Annotated in this window: 12 protein-coding genes and 1 riboswitch; of the genes, 9 read left to right on the top strand and 3 right to left on the bottom strand. The window is 50.4% G+C overall.

The window, feature by feature from the left end; translation table 11 throughout:
* Window positions 1–43: 43 nt before the first annotated feature.
* From B5F54_RS00820 to eno, 3 genes are all read left to right on the top strand, one after another.
* Window positions 44–490, top strand: a complete 447-nt coding sequence (locus B5F54_RS00820) for a cytidine deaminase (RefSeq protein WP_087229117.1) — start codon at window positions 44–46, stop codon at window positions 488–490.
* A complete protein-coding gene (locus B5F54_RS00815; RefSeq protein WP_207651937.1) occupies window positions 477–1,808 on the top strand; it encodes a pyrimidine-nucleoside phosphorylase in 1,332 nt (443 codons plus the stop codon). The genes B5F54_RS00820 and B5F54_RS00815 overlap by 14 nt, the downstream gene beginning before the upstream one ends.
* 135 nt (window positions 1,809–1,943) lie before the next feature.
* Window positions 1,944–3,224, top strand: coding sequence for a phosphopyruvate hydratase (eno, locus tag B5F54_RS00810; protein ID WP_087229114.1), 1,281 nt, complete (start codon window positions 1,944–1,946; stop codon window positions 3,222–3,224).
* A gap of 71 nt (window positions 3,225–3,295) precedes the next feature.
* Here the strand turns inward: eno and B5F54_RS00805 are convergent, their stop codons facing one another.
* Complete coding sequence (locus B5F54_RS00805; protein ID WP_087229111.1) at window positions 3,296–3,841, bottom strand: glutathione peroxidase; 546 nt, start codon at window positions 3,839–3,841, stop codon at window positions 3,296–3,298.
* Between the two features lie 283 nt (window positions 3,842–4,124).
* Between B5F54_RS00805 and B5F54_RS00800 the strand changes: the two genes are divergently transcribed.
* Entirely contained in the window at window positions 4,125–4,853 is a 729-nt protein-coding gene (locus tag B5F54_RS00800; protein WP_087229108.1) for an RICIN domain-containing protein, read from the top strand.
* A 218-nt stretch (window positions 4,854–5,071) separates the two neighbouring features.
* On the top strand, window positions 5,072–5,827 hold the full coding sequence (locus tag B5F54_RS00795) for a hypothetical protein (RefSeq protein WP_330396763.1): 756 nt from the start codon (window positions 5,072–5,074) through the stop codon (window positions 5,825–5,827).
* 422 nt (window positions 5,828–6,249) lie between these two features.
* Here the strand turns inward: B5F54_RS00795 and B5F54_RS17970 are convergent, their stop codons facing one another.
* Entirely contained in the window at window positions 6,250–6,612 is a 363-nt protein-coding gene (locus B5F54_RS17970) for a hypothetical protein (RefSeq protein WP_237966344.1), read from the bottom strand.
* 949 nt (window positions 6,613–7,561) lie between these two features.
* On the opposite strand from B5F54_RS17970, the gene B5F54_RS00785 reads away from it, so the two are divergent.
* Window positions 7,562–8,614, top strand: a complete 1,053-nt coding sequence (locus tag B5F54_RS00785; RefSeq protein ID WP_172749487.1) for an alpha/beta fold hydrolase — start codon at window positions 7,562–7,564, stop codon at window positions 8,612–8,614.
* A 133-nt stretch (window positions 8,615–8,747) separates the two neighbouring features.
* Here B5F54_RS00785 and B5F54_RS00780 read toward each other — a convergent pair whose 3' ends face one another.
* Window positions 8,748–9,326: a folate family ECF transporter S component gene (locus tag B5F54_RS00780; RefSeq protein WP_087229092.1), complete on the bottom strand. Its 579-nt coding sequence runs from the start codon at window positions 9,324–9,326 to the stop codon at window positions 8,748–8,750.
* A 96-nt stretch (window positions 9,327–9,422) separates the two neighbouring features.
* Window positions 9,423–9,520: riboswitch (THF riboswitch) on the bottom strand.
* 655 nt (window positions 9,521–10,175) lie between these two features.
* Here B5F54_RS00780 and B5F54_RS00775 point away from each other — a divergent pair.
* The 3 genes from B5F54_RS00775 (at window position 10,176) to B5F54_RS00765 (ending at window position 19,318) form a co-directional block, all read left to right on the top strand.
* Window positions 10,176–16,622: a GLUG motif-containing protein gene (locus tag B5F54_RS00775; RefSeq protein ID WP_087229089.1), complete on the top strand. Its 6,447-nt coding sequence runs from the start codon at window positions 10,176–10,178 to the stop codon at window positions 16,620–16,622.
* A gap of 631 nt (window positions 16,623–17,253) precedes the next feature.
* Window positions 17,254–18,615, top strand: coding sequence for an MATE family efflux transporter (locus B5F54_RS00770; RefSeq protein WP_087229086.1), 1,362 nt, complete (start codon window positions 17,254–17,256; stop codon window positions 18,613–18,615).
* 193 nt (window positions 18,616–18,808) lie between these two features.
* The gene (locus B5F54_RS00765; RefSeq protein WP_087229083.1) at window positions 18,809–19,318 is read left to right on the top strand and encodes a pyridoxamine 5'-phosphate oxidase family protein; all 510 of its coding nucleotides are present in this window, start codon (window positions 18,809–18,811) and stop codon (window positions 19,316–19,318) included.
* Window positions 19,319–19,377: the final 59 nt, after the last annotated feature.

The raw sequence follows: 19,377 nt of genomic DNA, 5'->3' as shown, positions 1-19,377 counted from the left end.
ACCGCGGCGGCCTGCGTTCTCTCTGGGGAGGGGTGTCATTTTTATGGAAGATCAGGAATTGGTCCGCTTGGCGCTGGGAGCCAGGGAGCGGGCCTATGCGCCGTATTCCAAATTTCAGGTGGGGGCGGCGCTGCTCACAGGAACAGGCCGTGTCTATCAGGGGTGTAACATTGAATGCGCCTCCTATACACCGACGAATTGTGCGGAACGGACCGCGTTTTTCAAGGCTGTCAGCGAGGGGGAGCGCGACTTTGTTGCCATCGCGATTGCCGGAGGACCCGCCGGCGCGCCGGTCAAACGGGCATGCCCGCCGTGCGGGGTATGCCGCCAGGTGATGCGGGAATTCTGCGACCCGTCGTCCTTTCGGGTCATTCTTGCCTCCGGGCCGGATAACTGGGTGTCCTACCGGCTGGAAGAGCTTCTTCCGCTCGGCTTTGGCCCGGAGAATTTAAACAGGGGGAAAGGAGGCGCGGGCTGTGCGCATGTATGATATCCTTGCGAAGAAGCGGGATGGAGGAATCCTGACGGACGAGCAGATTCAATTTTTTATCGACGGCTATGTGAGCGGTGCGATTCCGGACTATCAAGCGAGCGCCCTGCTGATGGCGATTTTTCTAAAAGGGATGACGCCACACGAGACAGCAGCGCTCACCAGGAGTATGGCGCAATCCGGCGACCTGGTGGATCTTTCCTCAATCGACGGGATCAAGGTCGATAAACACAGCACCGGCGGCGTGGGGGATAAGACCACGCTGATCGTGGCGCCGGTTGTCGCTTCTTTGGGCGTGCGCGTGGCCAAGATGAGCGGCCGCGGGTTGGGGCACACCGGCGGGACGGTGGATAAACTGGAATCCATCCCCGGATTCCGAACCACACTGGATCGGGAGGCCTTTTTTGACGTTGTCCGCCGGGTGGGGGTCAGCGTAATTGGGCAATCCGGCAACCTGGCACCCGCGGATAAAAAGCTCTATGCGCTGCGCGATGTGACGGCTACGGTCAACAGCATTCCGCTGATTGCTTCCAGCATTATGAGCAAAAAGATCGCCGCAGGCTCCGATCGAATCCTTCTGGATGTCAAGACCGGCAGCGGCGCCTTTATGAAGACCCTGGAGGACTCCATTGCGCTGGCAAAGGAGATGGTGTCCATCGGCGAGCATGTGGGACGCCGAACAGTGGCGCTCATCACCGATATGGACCGTCCTTTGGGTTGTGCCATCGGGAATGCGTTGGAGGTTTGCGAGGCGTGTGAGACCTTGCAGGGACGCGGCCCGGCCGATCTGACGGAGGTCTGTATCGAGCTGGCTGCCAATATGCTTTGGCTTGCGGAAAAAGGGGAATTGGCGCAATGCCGTTCTTTGGCCAAGCAACAGATTGCAAATGGGGAGGCCTTTGCGAAGTTGAAAGAGATGGTCCAGGCACAGGGTGGGGATACAAGCGTGCTGGACGACCCGTCGAGATTCGATCGGTCGAATGTATGTTATGAGGTCTTGGCGCAAAGGGAAGGGTTCCTCTATGCAATGGATACGGAGCGGTGCGGAATTGCTTCCATGGAGCTGGGCGCTGGACGCGAGAAAAAGGAGGACCCCATCGATTACAGCGCGGGGATTGTCTTGCGCAAAAAGGTCGGCGATTTTGTGAGAAAAGGGGAGGTGCTCGCCTCCTTCTATTCCTCGGAGGAGTCGAAATGCCGGACAGCGGAGCAAACGTTCACACAGGCCCTCCGCATTCAGGATGCAAGGCCAAAGCAAACCGCATTGATCCATGCGCGCGTCACCGCCCAAGGGGTTGAGATGGGCAATCGATCTTAGAAACAGGCAACATTTTAGAAGTGGATAACATAGGGCGAAATCCTTGCGTTTTCCAATTTTTATGGTTAGAATAGCAACCATAAAGCCATACTAAATTCGTGTATTTTAATCCAGAGGCTTTGTGGAGGTGCTTTCATGTTAGATTGTAGAATTGCAAAGGTCGTTGGCCGGGAAGTGATGGATTCCCGTGGAAATCCAACCGTAGAAGCAGAGGTTGTACTCAAATGCGGCGCACAAGGGACTGCACTCGTCCCCTCCGGTGCATCGACTGGAATCTATGAAGCGCACGAGCTGCGCGACGGCGACCCGAAGCGCTACGGTGGCAAGGGCGTTCTAAAGGCCGTACGCAATGTGAATGAATCAATCGCCACCGCATTGGTGGGGATGAATGCGCTCGCGCAGGAGGAGATTGACCGTAAAATGCTGGAGGCCGATGCCAGCAAAAACAAGTCCAAGCTGGGCGCAAACGCGATCTTGGCGGTTTCACTGGCGACCGCACGCGCGGCCGCCGCAGCGCTCAATCTGCCGCTCTATCGGTATATCGGCGGCATGCAGGCGCACAAGCTCCCTGTGCCGATGATGAATATTCTCAATGGCGGCGCACATGCCTCCAACAACATCGACATACAGGAATTCATGATTATGCCGGTCGGCGCGCAGAGTTTTCGTGAGGCGCTCCGCTGGTGCAGCGAGATTTACCACACCCTTGGCAAGCTGCTCAAGGAAGGAGGGCTTGCCACCGGCGTCGGCGATGAGGGCGGCTTTGCGCCAAACCTGGAGTCGGACGAAGAAGCGATTGAATGGATCATCCGCGCAATCGAGGCAGCGGGATATTCGATGCAGGACGTCAAGATTGCATTGGATGCCGCCAGCAGCGAATGGTATAAGGACGGCATGTACGTCCTGCCCAAGCGCGGCACAGCTTTAAAGAGCACAGACCTGGTGGCCTATTGGAAAGACTTGGTCAGCCGCTATCCGATCATCTCGATCGAGGATGGACTGGGCGAGCAGGATTGGGAAGGCTGGACAGTTTTGACCAAGGAACTTCCCATCCAGTTGGTTGGAGACGACCTGTTCGTTACAAATGCGGAGCGTTTGCAGCAAGGCATTGAAATGGGCGCGGGCAATGCAATCCTTGTGAAGGTCAACCAGATCGGCTCCCTGTCGGAGACGCTGCATGCGATGGAGCTGGCGCACAAGGCCGGGTATACGGCGGTCGTTTCCCACCGTTCCGGCGAGACTGAAGACACGACCATTGCAGATTTGGCGGTCGCCACGAATGCAGGGCAGATCAAGACCGGTGCGCCGTGCCGCACGGACCGGGTGGCAAAGTACAACCGTTTGCTCCGCATTGAGGACGAGCTGGGGAACACCGCCTGCTATGCCGGAAGGGATGCCTTCCGGTTCTCTGTATGATTCCGCAAATCAAAACATCCGCACGGATCACTTCCCGTGCGGATGTTTTTCTATATGAGGTTCTCGGCAGATCAGAGCAACTCTTTGATGCAGGATTCGATTTCCCGCATACTTGCGGTTGGCTCGTATCGTGCGGCGACTTCCCCCTCCCGGTCGATCACAAACTTTGTAAAATTCCATTTGATCTCCGGGTTCTCTGCATAATGAGGGTCCTCTGAAGATAAGATTTCCTGTAGCTTTTCTGTAAGCGGATGATCAGGATCGAACCCGCTGAAACCGCGGGCGTTTGTCAGATAACGGAAGAGGGGTTCTGTCTGCGGCCCTTTCACATTCGTTTTGGCCAACATGGGAAACGTAACGCCATAGTTGTAACGGCAGAATTCTGCGATTTTATCGTTGCTCTCTGGGTCTTGCTCATGAAATTGATTGCATGGGAACCCTAAGACCATAAAGCCATGGTCGCGGTATTTTTGGAACAACTTCTCTAGGTCTTCAAACTGCGGTGTGAATCCGCATTTGCTGGCCGTGTTGACAATTAAAAGAACGTTGCCTCTATACACGGAAAGATCCAGTTCCTTCCCGTTCATCTGGCGCACATGAAAATCATAGACATTCATTTTGGGCCATGCGCCTCCTTTCCCGCTTATTATGAGGATAAGGGCCATGCAATATACTTTCTCCGGTGGGAATCGAAGGGACGATTGAAAAATCTACGGAACAACCAGAAAATTCGTCAATTTTTGGTCAAAATTCGTAGGCAATTTGTCCGGTTTTGGTTTTGGAAATGATTGACTTTCTGTGGCCTGTTCCAAAGATAAACATTGCAGCGTTGACTTTCCATGTCCACGTGTTATAATAAACACCATAGAATTAAAATTCTGTAGGTAAGGGGTGTTGAACATGAGCAGACAAGCAAAAAACACTTTCTCCAATAAAGTTTATAATATTATATCGAAGCAGAGCGAGAAAGCGCTGGAAGCAGAACTCTGTGAGGGTAGCAGCAAAGTACAGATCAATCAGCTCAATGGCGGGGAGAACCAACAGTGGAAATTTGAAGCCAGCGGTGATCCGTACTATAAATTAGTGAACAAGAATACTGGAAAAGCACTGGATATTATGCTGGGCGGTTCGGCAAATGGGACTTGGCTCCACCAGTGGGATAGCGTTTCTTCCGACAGCCAGTTGTGGTTCTTGGAGGAGACGGACGAAGGCTTTTATAAGATTAAGTCCAAGGTTTCTGGTAAGTGTGTAGATGTTGTGGGGATGTCCCAGGAGGACGGCGCACGTCTACAGATCTGGGAAGACCTGAATGGCGACAATCAGCAGTGGAAGCTGGTTGAGGTTGTTGCAAAGAAGGCTGAAAAGGCTGTGGAGCAGAAAGAGGAAGCTCCTGCAAAAGAAATCGTCCCTGAAGCACCGAAGGCGGTTGTGAAAGCAGAGACAAAAACTTCCACAAAAGCAAAGGAACCGGCAGCTCCGGCGAAAAAGACTTCTACAAGATCGACCAAAGCAAAAGCGAAAAAAGAGGAGACGGCAGCTACAGTGGAAACCACTGTGGAAGAAAAAGTTGCTGCAAAGGCTCCAGCCAAGAAGACAGCGGCAAAGAGAACTCCCCGCGCTAAGAAATAATCTGAAATGATCTACAAAAGCCCATGGGTGGTTTATGGACCAGCCTACGGGCTTTTTCTTTATTTTTTATTATTTATTACAATGTAGCAGAAATTTTGGTTGAAAAGAGCACTGGACTTTTTTGTGAATTTGGATATACTATATGTTTTATAGATGTAATTTGTATGCATTCGCTCAAAGGGTGGAAACAAACACAGGGGCGGGGCTAGAAAGATGGATTGCATTTTAATGAACCTTTTAGGAGGAAATTTATGAAAAAACAAAGAAACTGGGATTGGAGCAAAATCCTGTCAGGGTTTGTATTTGTTTCGCTGCTGGTATCGGCGGTATTTGTTGCGATTCGCTTGGTGTTGGCGCCTTCCCAACCACACGGCGGCGATTTTGAACGGCTCAAAAGTGATTATGTTCTCATGCTTGTGCAGTGCGTCCTTGGCATGGTGGTGATGTTCTTGCCCGGTGTGATTTCCCGCAGGTTAAAGATCGAGATCCCCTCGGGCATGATGGTTTTGTTTGTTATCTTTCTTTATTGTGCAATCTATCTTGGGGAAGTCAGAAGCTTTTATTACCATATTTCGTCGTGGGATACGGTTTTGCACTGGTTCAGCGGGGCGATGATCGGCGCATTGGGCTTCTCATTTGTGGCGCTATTCAATAATGCAGAGCGCATACCAGTCAATCTTAGCCCCTTCTTTGTCGCTGCATTTGCTTTTTGCTTTGCCGTCACCTTGGGGGTGTTTTGGGAATTTTATGAATATACATTTGATGGGCTTCTGGGGCTGAATATGCAGAAGTTTGCATTGGAGGACGGTACACAGCTGGCTGGCCGTGCCGCTTTACAGGATACAATGAAGGATCTGTTTGTAGACGCGATTGGAGCGTTTGCTGCGAGTTTGATTGGATATATCTCCCTGAAGCATAAAAAAGGATGGATTGAAAGATTTCAAATTATCCGGAAAAGACACAGCACGAAATAAACGTTCAGAGAAAGACGGCAAGAAGGCTCTGGGAATTTTACCCGGGGCCTTCTTGGTATTTTCTTAGATGAATGACGTGCCTTCTATTGCCAAGAAGCAATCTGAGACGCCCTAGGATACCGGGGGAGGCTGTCACAGCTCCTACAATGGCTGCAATAACCGTGATGATCTTTCAGGCATGGGAAAATTTCCAAAAGGGTAGTGTGCGCCTTTATAACGGCGCTGAAAAAATATTTTAGGTTTGGTATGTGTCCCAAAGTGGCTGCTGTTCAATCAGGGAAACTTTTTAGAGGGAAAAAGAACGCCTTTCCAACAACTTTTTAGAGGTTGGGGAGGCGTTCCTGTGTTTGTGATGGATTTCGGAAAAAGACGAGAACGTCTGATAGCATGGCGAAACACAAAGATTCAAAAATTGTGTGAGATTATGAGAGGTCACTGAGCTTGTGGATGGTGATGGACGTATCGGAATAGAGGAAATTTCCTCCTTCCCCAATCACGTTCAACGTGGCGGGTGTGGATGTGATCTCTATGATTTGGGAAAAAGAATAGATATTGGTTTCCAGGGCAGACTGGAAGGTATCCCGCGCACCTGTACCGGGAACCGGCGTCCCTTGCAGCTGCAAGTATATCAGGATGGATAACGGAAAATTGGCAGTCCCTAATGGGGAAACAGTGGTATGGAACGATACATAATAGAATCCCGTTTGTAAGATAGTAAACGGGGCGGTATTTGGCGCATGGACAATTGCATCCCCCTGTACAGCTCCGTTTCGGTCAAAAATCAAGGGATTCCCGGAGGCTCCTGGTTGTGGAGGGGTGGAAAATGCGGACAATAGCCCTTGCACACTTCCAGTGCTGCCGGTTGCCCCTCTAGGAATAACAAAGTTCAAAATTGCATTTTGCTGGGTCCCTGAATTGGTCACCTCTGCGGGCGTTCCCGGTTCCCCAGTAGTGACTGTCCCAATTTGAATGGTAGCAGCTTCACCCTGCTGCCCGGTCGCTCCGGTTGGGCCAATTGGCCCTTGTGTTCCCGTGGGACCAGTGGCTCCTGTAACTCCAGGGGTACCTTGCGGCCCTGTAGCTCCGGTGCTACCGGTTGCTCCCGTGGTCCCTTGCGGCCCTTCCGGCCCCGAGACCCCCTGGATTCCCTGCGGTCCCGTTGGGCCTGTTGCTCCACGAGGGCCTGTGGCGCCCACCGGCCCTTGTGGTCCGGTAGGGCTTTGCAATCCGCGCACGCCAGTTGGGCCAATTGTTCCAGCGGGCCCAGGTACCCCTTGAGGCCCTTGTGGTCCGGTGGGACCTTGTAAACCTTGGATACCGGTAGGGCCAGTAGGCCCGGCGGGACCGGCAGCTCCTTCAGGCCCTTGTGGCCCAGCGGGCCCCGTGCTACCGGTGGGGCCGGTTACACCTTGTGGGCCTTCCGGACCGGGGATGCCTTGGATTCCCTGTGGGCCGGTGGGGCCAGTCGCCCCTCTGGGGCCGGTTGGGCAGATAGATCCGCTGGGTGGACAGGGCATGCAATAAGAGGGGCAGCATGGCAAATGATAGTTGGAATACATGTTCATATAGATCATCTCCTGACAGGATCAGTGTATGCAGAAACGGGCTAAAATGAAAATCCATACATTTTACGTGCATTTTTGTGAATATCCTTTCTTGACAGATTCGGGAATACATGGTAGTGTGAAGCTGTCAATATTTGGCAAAATATAAAATTTTTTGGAGATGATGAAAATGAGACGTAAATGGTTGGCTTATTTTCTGGCATGTGCAATGCTTCTTTCTGCTTTAGGGGGTTGCGGAACACAGCAGGGGACAGAGCCCCAGACGGCAAGCAGTGAGATTCCTACTTCCAGTGAAGCATCCACTCCAGAAGAGGCGTCGTCGCAAACTTCTGCGCCGGAAGAAGAGGGCGATTGGTCCACGCTGGTGTCGGTTGATTGGGAAGAAAACAATGTGGATTTGGACACGGGTATCAACATGACCTATTTGACCTGTGGGCCGGAAGATGGTATCCCCCTGCTGTTGATCCACGGTGCAACCGATAGCCGTGTATCTTGGTCGCAGGTAGCTCCAAAGTTGGCAGATGCCGGATTCCGTTGCTATATCCCTGAGTTGCGCGGGCATGGTAAGACGGATAAGCCCGATGCGGGGGAAGAGGGATATACAGCAGAAACACACTGTGCTGATGTGTTGAATCTGATGGACAAGTTGGGGGTCGAAAAATTTATTCCGGTCGGCCATTCTCTTGGGTCTTTGATTACGCAGGAAATTATGGTTACAGCTCCGGAACGCGTAGAGCGGGGAATTTTGATTTCGTCCAGCACGAAGATGGCAGGCAATCCGATGTTGGACTGGATTTTGAATGGGGATGGTACGGATTTCCTTGGGGTCAGCGGCTATGAAGCAGAGCAACAGATTCCAGATGATTTCATCAAATCTTGGACGGAAACGACCAATGAGGACCCGAATTTCTGTGAAGCAGTCTATGAGCACGCATGTTCTTTGCCGTATGCTGCGTGGTACGATATTTTTGGCGGTTGTGCAGCGTTTGACAACACAGAAAGGCTTTCCAGTGTAACATGCCCTGTGGATATTATCTGGGGTACTGCGGATGTGTTCTTCTCCCAAGAAGATGAGGACAATCTTCAGAAGGCTTTGAGCAATGCTGAGGTCAATTTCTGCCCGATTGAAGGGGCAAGCCATAACATCCATTGGGATAGCGAGGCAACCTGTGAGGCTGTTGCTTCGGAGATCGAACGCTTTGCAGGGGAATCGACGCTGTAATTTCTTGATGCCCATGGGGATTCTCAGGATATCTTTTGAACTTGATACAATCATAAAAAAACAACGCCAGTTGCTGGCGTTGTTTTTTTATCCTTATAGATACTGGGAAAGCGCTTGTTTTTCTCAGGAGCCGTCATACAGCAAAGATCCGACGGGAGATCTTCTGCACGGTTTTGCCTATGATGTATAAAAGGGCAATTTCAACAGGCAACAGCATGAGATTCTTTGTCAAGCGCACAGGGAACAGGGCTGTAAACGATTTTCCGTACAAAACGACCATCCAAAAAGTATTCAACAGAACATTAAGCAATAAGCTAATGGAAGATTTAGCGACGATGGCGCGCGGCAAAGTCATAGGGCGGCGGTACAGAAGAAATCCATAAATCAGACCGCCCAATGCGGCGGTGATCGTAAAGCCCGGGAAATAAGCGCCGTCCGGCCGAATGAGATACGAGAGGACATCCCCCACTGCGCCAGCGGTAGCAGCCACCACCGGACCATAAAGCATCCCGGTGATTGCATTGGTCAAGAACCCAAATCCCACGCGCATCTGGGGGGTCAGATACACATGGACGCTCGACAGGGCGATGTTCATGGCAATCATCATAGCCGTAACCACAAGGGTTTGCGGCTTTTTCTGTTCGGCGGCGGATTCACGGAGTATGGCGGTAAAGCGAGGGGGGGTTAGAGAGTTGTTCACAGATTTGGACATAAAAAGACACCTCCATCAAAAATCATCGCGGAAAAGCAGGCACGTTTTTATAAAAAAACGCGCATGTTGCCGCAAGATGGGGTGTCCCAATGATGCAGCAGCGGGATGCGGAGGTCGCACCGCAAGCCAAGGCTTTTCGTTCAGCGGCAACTCCCCGTCCGACTGACACTTTACGCGCGAACCCCTACTCTGCTTTTATTCGACTGTTAATCTCATTATAGCATAGTTTTACAGGAAGCACAAGGGCAACCGTTTAAAACAAGTAGTTCCAAAATGGTGAAACAGACCTCTTAGTTTAGAAAAATTTCCGTTGTCTCTCGTGGCAAAAAATCGAATTTCCTTTTGAGCCGTTACATTTCTTTATCAGGAAGTGGAAAAATGAAAATACAGAAGGTTTTTATTGTATTTGCGAAAAAGTAAGAAGATTATGATCGCATTCTTATGTTAATATCAAATAATAAAAGGAATATAATTTATTCAAATATAATATCAATTATAGAACTTATATATAATCTTGAAAAAGGCTTTTGTTCGAAACAGGAATGAAGGTGCATGAAAAGGGATTTAATGTATACTTTTGTATACTCATTGGCAAGGTTGCTTGCGAAAAATTTCCAATAAATGTTATAATACATGTATTAAAAAAGAGGCCAACATGCAGAGAAATTGTACAAAATAGTGTTTCATATCAAACAATTTCTTTCATAACCGTCTCTAAGCTTTGCAGCTCTTTTGAGATGCAAAGAAATGATATGAAAGGAGGAGAGACATCGGTTTTCTGAAATTGAAACAAGGAGAACCGCTCGATTCGAAATTTGGGAAGAAAGATAAAAGGAGGTCAAAGAGTAGATGAGACAAAGACGTTCAACCAAAATTCTATCCCTGCTTTTGTCCCTAACAATGGTTCTGGGGATGTTTACTGGCACTACGGCATTTGCCGCCGGAGATGGCGAGACCTATACATATGTGCTACATCCTTATGGCTTGAAGAGCGGCATGGAAGTAACCGTACCAGTTGGCGAAAAGGCTGTTGTCAGCTGGGAATGGGATCAGGAAGAGAATGGCTATATTCCACACATCAACGATGTTCGCATGAATGCCGACCGGACGTTTGATGCGGACGCAATTGTTCCGATCGAATGTGAGAAAGTTTCCGGCGGCCTTCAGAAGATTCGTTCTGTCCCGGTGGAAGAAGAATACGTTCTTGCGCCGACTGCAGAGACCACGGATGAAGAACTGGACATTCTCGTTGAGACGAATTCCCCGGATGTCCCGTATACGGTAAAATATGTGGATCAGGACGGCATGGAAGTGGCGAGCGTCAACAAGGTAGCTACCTTATTTGACAGCGCGTATAATGTCAGAGCAAGCCTGAAGGATATCGGAGAGCTTGAAAATGTAGACGATATCGAGCTTGTTCAGCCGACTTCACAGAGCATCAATGTGACAAAGGACGAGGATGGCAACAATGTTGCGATCCCGGATGTTGTTACATTCGAGGTGAACGTTGTCCGTCTGGAAGCGACTATGGATATTACCATCCATTACATGGACGGCCAAACGGAAGTTGGCACGGATACGGTTACCCTTAAAAAGGGTGCGCCGGAGCGGACCATCCTGCCGGAAAATCTGCCGGACAATTATGAACTCAGCCCGGCAGACCAGTCTGCAACCGCGGAATACACGGCGGACGGCAAGGTCAAGATCAACGGCAGTGTCGTCTCCGCAGCAACGGCTTCTATCACATTTACGGTGAAGAAAGCAGCCCCGCCGAAGGCGTATTACGACATTGTTGTCAATGGCGAGAAAGCCTTTACGCTGGGCGTTGGGGAAGGCACTTCCGCTACCTTGCAGTGGAAGAAGTATACGCCGCCCCATATCGATGGGCAGCCGGATAAGGAGCCGTTCAACCGCTTGGAGCTGGTGACCGCGAAGGGCACCTATTATCCGACCAAGCTGACCGAATTGGACGGTACGGTGACAAACGGCTTCAAATTTAACGAAGTGGTTCTGAGAGCGCAGAACATCGATGTAACCGGTGCGTATAATATGCCGGAAGAGGTTCGTCAAGTCAACCTTGACCTCGTTATCAACCCGATGTCGGTGGATCTGACCGCCGCAGAAGGGGATGCTGAAAAATATCCGGCAAGCGCTCCCAAACAAATCCAGATACAGATCGCTGAGGACGGCACGCCGCAGGGCTCCGGCACCGAAGAAGATCCGTATTTGATCACGACCGCGGCAGAACTCGACGCGATGCGTGATTATTCCAGCACCTACAGCCCGAAGTACTTCAAGATTGTCAACGATATCGATCTGTCCGGTTATGCGGAAACCTGGACGCCAATCGGTGAAAACCGTACCTTCCGGTTCGGCGGTATTGTCGACGGCAACGGGAAGACCATCCGTGGATTGAATGTGGATACGGGCGAGGAGCAGTATGCCGGACTCTTTGGGTATATTGACAATGCGACCATCACCAATCTCACAGTGGAAGTTGAGCAGGTGCGTGGCAAAGGATATGTCGGCGGCCTGGTTGGCTATGCAAAAGATAGCACCATTACAGGCTGTGGCGTGCGTGCAGCTTCGGACGACAGCATCGTAGCAGGCACCAGCAGCGCTACCGGCGGATTGGTCGGCACGGCATTATATGTCACCATTAAGAATTCGTACACGGAAGTCGCGGTGCAGGGTTCCACCCTGGTAGGCGGCCTCGTTGGCAGCTACAGCGGCGACACTTCTTCTTATGTGGAGAATTGCTATGCGACGGGCAATATCGCTTCTACCAACACAAACCCGAATACGCATATCCATGTGGGCGGCTTGATCGGCAACGCGCAGAAGGCGGATATCCGCAACTGCTTTACGACGGGCGATATCCAGGCGACTGGTATCCGGATTGGCGGCTTGACGGGAACGCTGGCCAGCACCAGCACCAGCAAGGGCATTAAGAACAGCTATGCAGCCGGTACGATTACGGCAGGCGAAGGTTCGAGCTTTGTCGGCGGACTGGTTGGTTCTTTCCAAACCAACGGTACCTTACAGAACACATATTATAACAGCGGCAATGGCATTGCTGGCTGTGGTACGGTGTCCAGCGATTTGGAAGACACCTCGGCGGGCAAGACGGAAGCAGAGCTCAAGAGCATCGCATTTGCTCTGGAACTCGATGCCAACACCGAATCCAAGTCCTCCTGGGCGAAGTGGGGCCTTGATTCCGAGATCAACGGCGGCTATCCGGTTCTGTGCGGGATCGGTATTGGCGAAGACGTTGAGGAAGTCGAAGAGGCGCCCGTCGTCACAGGCGTGACGATTACGCATCCGAATGCGAAGATAGAGAAGGGTACGACAGAACTCTTTACGGCCACAGTGGAAGGCGAAAATGTATCGCAGAATGTCACATGGTCGGTGCGCGGCTCCAATGTCAGCACCATTGATGCGGATGGACTTCTCACCGTTCCGGAGAGCGAACCGTATGATATCTTCAGAGTTCGTGCGACTTCGGTGGACGATCCGACGAAGTATGCTGAGGTGGAAGTGCAGTTGGTCCCGGCTGGAATGCCGGAGGGTTCTGGTACGGAAGAAGATCCATACTTGATCACAACGGCGAAAGAGCTCAACGCCATGCGTGAGCTGTCCGACACCTACCGCCCGAAGTACTTTAAGATTGCCAATGATATCGATCTGTCCGATTATGCAGAAACTTGGACATCCATTGGCAACTACAACCGGGAATTCGGCGGGATCGTCGATGGCAACGGAAAGACCATTCGCGGGCTGAAAGTCGATGAAGCGGATGAGATGTATGTTGGGTTGTTCGCTTATCTTAAGAATGCGGTCATCAAAAATCTGACCGTTGAGGTGGAGCAAGTCAATGGGCGCGTCTATGTAGGCGCTTTGGCTGGCTATGCAAACGATACGGTAATTGACAATTGTGGCGTACGTGCCGCGTCTTCTGAGAGCAGCATTGTTGGTTCCAGCAATGTAGGCGGTTTGGTTGGCACAGCACTGAGAACCACTATCACCAATTCGTATGCAGAAGTAGCGGCACAGGGTTCCACCCTCGTGGCTGGCCTGGTTGGCAGCTACAGCGGCGACACGTCCCATTATGTAGAAAACTGCTATGCAACAGGCGACGTTACTTCCACAAACACTGACGTGGATACGCATATCCATGTGGGCGGCTTGATCGGTAACGCGCAGAAGGCGGATATCCGCAATTGCTTCGCAGCAGGCAATATCCAAGCAACCGGTAAGCGGATTGGCGGCTTGACCGGAACGCTCGCCGGCGCCAGCTCCAGCAAGGGCATTAAGAACAGCTATGCAGCTGGTACGATTACAGCGGGAGAAGGTTCGACTTGGGTTGGCGGACTGGTTGGTTCTTTCCAAACCAACGGTGTGCTGCAAGACACATATTATAATAGCGACAACGGTATCGCTGGCTGTGGTTCGGCTTCCAGCAAGCTGGAAGATACCTCCACAGGGAAGACAGGTTCTGAACTCAAGAGCGCTGCCTTTGCTCTGGAACTCGATGCAAATACCGAGTCCAATTCGTCTTGGGCAAAGTGGGGCCTCGATGAGGAAATCAACAACGGCAATCCGGTCCTGTGCGGAATCGGTATTGGTAAGGATGTTGAAGAAGTCGAAGAGATGCCTGTTGTTACCAAGATAACGATTACTCATCCGAACGCTAAGGTAGAAAAAGGTACGACAGAATCCTTTACGGCCACGGTGGAAGGCGAAAATGTATCGCAAAATGTCACATGGTCGGTACAGCGTTCCAATGTCAGCACCATTGATGAGAACGGTATCCTCACCGTTCCGGAAAACGAACCGAACGATATCTTGAAAGTTCGTGCGACTTCGGTGGATGATCCGACGAAGTATGCTGAGGTAGAAGTACAGTTGGTCTCGGCTGGAATGCCGGAGGGTTCTGGTACGGAAGCAGATCCGTACTTGATCACGACGGCAAAAGAGCTTGACACGATGCGCAAGCTGTCCGACACCCGCAGCCCGAAGTACTTTAAGATTGTCAACGATATTGACGTGTCCGATTATGCAGATACTTGGACGCCGATTGGCAACAGCAGTCAGGAATTCGGCGGGATCGTCGATGGCAACGGAAAGACCATTCGCGGCCTGAGAGTTGACGAAGCGGATGAGATGTATGTTGGTTTGTTTGCTTATCTCAGAAATTCCGTTATCAAAAATCTGACCGTTGAAGTGGAGCAGGTCAATGGACGCGTCGATGTAGGCGGCTTGGCTGGCTATGCAAACGATACGGTAATCGACAATTGTGGTGTACGAGCGGCTTCTCCCGAGAGCAGCATTATGGGCACCAGCCGCGTAGGTGGTTTGGTTGGCACAGCATCAGAAACAACCATCACGAATTCTTATGCAGAAGTAGCGGTACAGGGTTCCACCCTCGTAGCTGGCTTGGTTGGCAGTTATAGCGGCAGCACGTCCACTTATGTAGAGAACTGCTATGCAACGGGCGATGTTACCTCTACGAACACAGAGCAGAAGACGCATGTGGAAGTAGGTGGATTGATCGGCAACGCACAGAAGGCGGATATCCGCAATTGCTTTGCAACAGGTGATATCCAGGCGACCGGTATCCGGATTGGCGGTTTGGCAGGAACGTTTGCCGGCGCTGATACCGACAGTGGTATTAAGAACAGCTATGCAGCTGGTACGATTACCGCGGGAGAAGGCTCTACTTGGGTCGGCGGTTTGGTAGGTTCTTTCCAATCCAAAGGCACGCTGCAAAATGCATATTATAACAGCGGCAACGGATTAGCTGGTTGTGGGGCAGTTTTCAATAATCGTGAGGACACCTCGACCGGTAAGACGGAAGCAGAGCTCAAGAGTGACGCGTTTGCTTTGGAGCTGGATACAAATACCGAGCCCCATTCGTCTTGGGCAAAATGGGGCCGCGATGCAGAAATCAACGACGGCTATCCGGTCCTGTGCGGAATCGGTATTGGCGCGGATGTTGAGGAAGTCGAAGATGAACAGACCGTTACCTTCAAGAGCGCTGGCGGCGGTTATTTGAATGATCTGACCAATATGCAGACGCCTGTCATTGAGACGGGAGCTGTTGGTTCGGAAGTGCCTGTTCCGACGACCCGCCCGGCAAATGGCTATGCGTTTAGCCATTGGACGAACAGCGCAGGCGATCGAGTGGAACTGGGAGAAACCGTGACGGTTCCGTTTGGCGGTGAAACGTACACAGCGCATTTTGAGAAGTATCAGTATACAAGGCGCTTTGAGATCACCGACCCGAAGTATGGCACCTTGACAAACAAGGGCGGCACGGGTGGCGCTACCAGTACGCAGATTGACCCGCAGACGGTTGAAGTAATGGGTTACGATTACAGTACCGGTTATTATCCGACGGTCAATGTGGCGGATGGTTATGTCTGGTCCGGCTGGAGAGACAAGAACGACCCGGATGGCAAGATCTATAAATGGACCGGCACCTTTAAGTGTAACAAGGACGCTACCTATGAGGCGGTCATCGTTCCGAAGACCACCATCCAGATCGAGTATCAGTTCGTGGCAGAGGGCGTAGAAAAGCCGATTTTGAAGTACAGCGGCAAGCTGACCCTGAACCAGCCGAAGGTTCTCGTTTCGGATCGGACGATTGAACGTCTGGCAGAAAAGGGTTATCGTTTGGATCCGGCAGAGCAGGCAGAGTGGGAAGCGCTCTACAGCGATGTAGGAAATATTACCTTGGGCGGCAAACCGGTTGAATGGCAGGGTGAGAACACCTTGATCACCTTCACGGTGGTTCCGAATCTCCCAGAAGGCCCGCAGGATATCTCGGTATCGTATGGGAAGAATGTCAAGTTGACGGTTGACGGCGAAAGCCAGCTCATCGCGGACCTGCTCGGTAAGTACCAGGTGAAAGATGTAGAGAGCGGCACCGTTATTACCCTTACCTTTACGCCGAAGACAAAGGGACAGACCTTTAGTTCTGTCAAGATCGGTGATGCAGAGCCGGTTTATATCAGCGGCACCACATACACCTATGAAATTAAGACACCGGTTGCTGAAGCAGATTTGAGCTTTACCTTTGAAATGACGGATAAAGCGATTCTGCAACAGGCATATGATTATGCAACAACGTATGTGGAAGACGGAACGGTCGACCAGTTGGACGAAAGTGTAAGAGCGGCCTTTATGGAAGCCTATCAGGGGGCGAAGGACGTACTGGACAACGCGAAAGCATCCCAGGACGATATCAACGAAGCATGGAGTGAATTGTTGGATATGATTCACTATCTTGGTTGATCTCCTTTGATGTTTTTGGAAGCTGCTGAGAGTTTGTCTTTGCGGATTTTCCCATCGCGTCGTTGATTCTCTGGAGGCGTAGCTCGCTGGAAAAACAGCAAGGGATTCTTTCTAGGGGATTCAGGATGCTGCCTATTTGAAAGCGGAAGTTTTAAATATTTGCTAGCAGCTGAAGCTCCGCGATATGGAACAATAAACGGACTATTCAGCGGAATGGGTCTCCAGAAAAGCAGACGGGGTCCCAACCAATCAGACGATTGGTTGGGACCCTTTTTTTTTCGTTAGCGGTCGCGACAAAGTACCTGTATTTGTTCCAGATGGATCTAAAAAATAGGTTTTTGAACTGTCAAAGGAAATCTATGCCTGATATAAAGAAGATTACACGAGAGAAAGGTGAAGAGAAGCTAAAAACGACTCCATTGGATCCCCTTCATAAGTGTACGGTATTGACAAACTATCAAACTATAGGTATTATAATAAAAGTCAAAATGTGTAGTGGACTTTTCCGGACGTTGTCATCTTTTTGCCACACAGTTATCAAATGATAGCTGTGTGGCTTTTTTATTGGAAAAGCGTGAAAAATTGTCCATTAAGTTTGAAGGAAAGCGCTTTGAAGAATGGAGGAGGAAGAATGAACGAAAATTTTATGAAAGAGAAGCCAGTCCTGCCGCTTATCCTTTCGATGGCGCTCCCTATGGTGCTCTCTATGCTGGTGAATTCTCTGTATAATATTGTCGATAGCTTTTTTGTTGCACAGATCAGTGAAGATGCGATGACGGCATTGTCACTGGTGTTTCCTATTCAGAATTTCATCAATGCGGTTGCAATTGGCTTTGGGGTAGGAATGAATGCGGTGATTGCTTTTCATCTGGGTGCAGGAAACCACCAAAAGGCGGATATGGCCGCTACACAAGGATTACTGCTTGCGGTGATTCATGGTGTTGTTATGACCATTGGATGCATTGCCTTTATGCCAGCTTTCTTGCGAATGTTTACCTCGTCGGAATCCGTTATAGAGCTTGGCGTCCGGTATTCGGTAGTGGCTTTCTCCTTTACGCCGATGATTGTGCTGGGTATAACATTTGAGAAGATTTTTCAAGCGGTGGGAAATATGAAGGTCACAATGGTAAGCTTGATGTGTGGATGCATTGCAAACATTGCCTTAGACCCTTTGCTCATTTTTGGGATAGGCCCATTCCCGAAAATGGGGATGGAAGGAGCGGCTCTGGCCACTGGGATTGGCCAAACACTTACCTTAGGGATTTATCTCGTCGTTTATTTTGTACGGCCTATCCGCGTCCATATTCGCAAAAAATATGTTTCCCCAAACAAAGACATGGTTTTGAAATTGTATTCCGTTGGGATACCGGCAACATTGAATCTAGCCTTGCCATCCTTTTTGATTTCTTCGCTGAATGCGATCTTAGCAGCGTATTCCGAGGTTTATATTTTAGTGCTGGGAATTTATTATAAACTGCAAACTTTCCTGTATCTTCCTGCCAACGGGATTGTCCAGGGAATGCGGCCCTTGATTGGTTATAATTACGGGGCAGGGGAACATAAGCGTGTCAATCAGATTTATCGGATTGTCCTTTGCATGAGCGGGATTATTATGGCCTTCGGAACGATTATCTGCCTGGCTATTCCTGGGCCTCTTATTGGACTGTTTACGCATACACCGGAAACCATTCGCGCTGGCGAGACTGCACTTCGCATCATCAGTGCGGGATTCCTTGTTTCAGCTGTGTCTGTGACCTCGTCAGGGGCTCTAGAGGGCCTTAGCAAGGGGACACCATCTCTGATTATTTCCGTGTGCCGGTATATCCTTATAATTATCCCGGCCGCATTTTTATTGAGCCGGATTTTTGGCCCAGCTGGCGTTTGGAATGCTTTTTGGATTGCAGAAGCATTGTCCGCAGCCGTTGCTTTTGTAGTTTACCGCCGGTCGGTCAGCATGAAACGATGCGTGTGTAAAGATCAGTCCATAGGATAGCCGAAGGATAGAATTGACATGCAAAGAAAAGCATGCTATAATATCCTGGCATAAATGGACGCTGTTTGCCGCCGGGTAAACAATCAAGCATTGATCTTCCGTATCGTTAGGCCATAGAAGATACGGAAGTCAATGCTTTTGTTTTGTCAGAAGAGCGGGGATTAGGTATCAGGCTGGAAAGGGATGAATCGCTATGTTTCGAGAAATGCGCAGGAACGGGCAAGAGCTGCCCTTGGAAGAATGTACAGCTATCTTAAATCGGGGGACTTCTGGTGTGCTGGCCCTTTCGGGGGATGACAATTATCCGTATGCGGTGCCGGTCAGTTATGCCTACGATGGCTATAAGTTGTACTTTCATTGTGCAAAAAGCGGCCATAAGATCGATGCCATCCGGCGAAACGCGAAAGCGTCTTTTTGCGTGATTGACCAGGACCTCGTTGTGCCGGAAGAATATACTTCCTATTTTCGGAGCATCATTGCCTTTGGAACGATTCGCATTCTGGAGGACAGCCAGGAAAAGCGGGAGGCTATCGAAAAGCTCGCGGTCAAATATGCGCCAGATGACAATGATGCCCACCGTCAGGCGGCCATTGACCGGGATTGGGTTCCTTTATGTATGCTGGAAATGACCATCGAGCATATGACCGGAAAAGAAGCGAAAGAACTTATAAAAGAAAAACAGCAAAGGAACAAATCTTGCTGATGAACCCGCCGGGGTTTTTCTTGTGCAATAGGCCTGCGTAGCACAACGTGGGCCTTTAT

The organism is Anaeromassilibacillus sp. An250 (assembly GCF_002159845.1).
Lineage (GTDB): Bacteria > Bacillota > Clostridia > Oscillospirales > Acutalibacteraceae > Anaeromassilibacillus > Anaeromassilibacillus stercoravium.
This window is presented reverse-complemented; position numbering and strand designations above follow the sequence as displayed.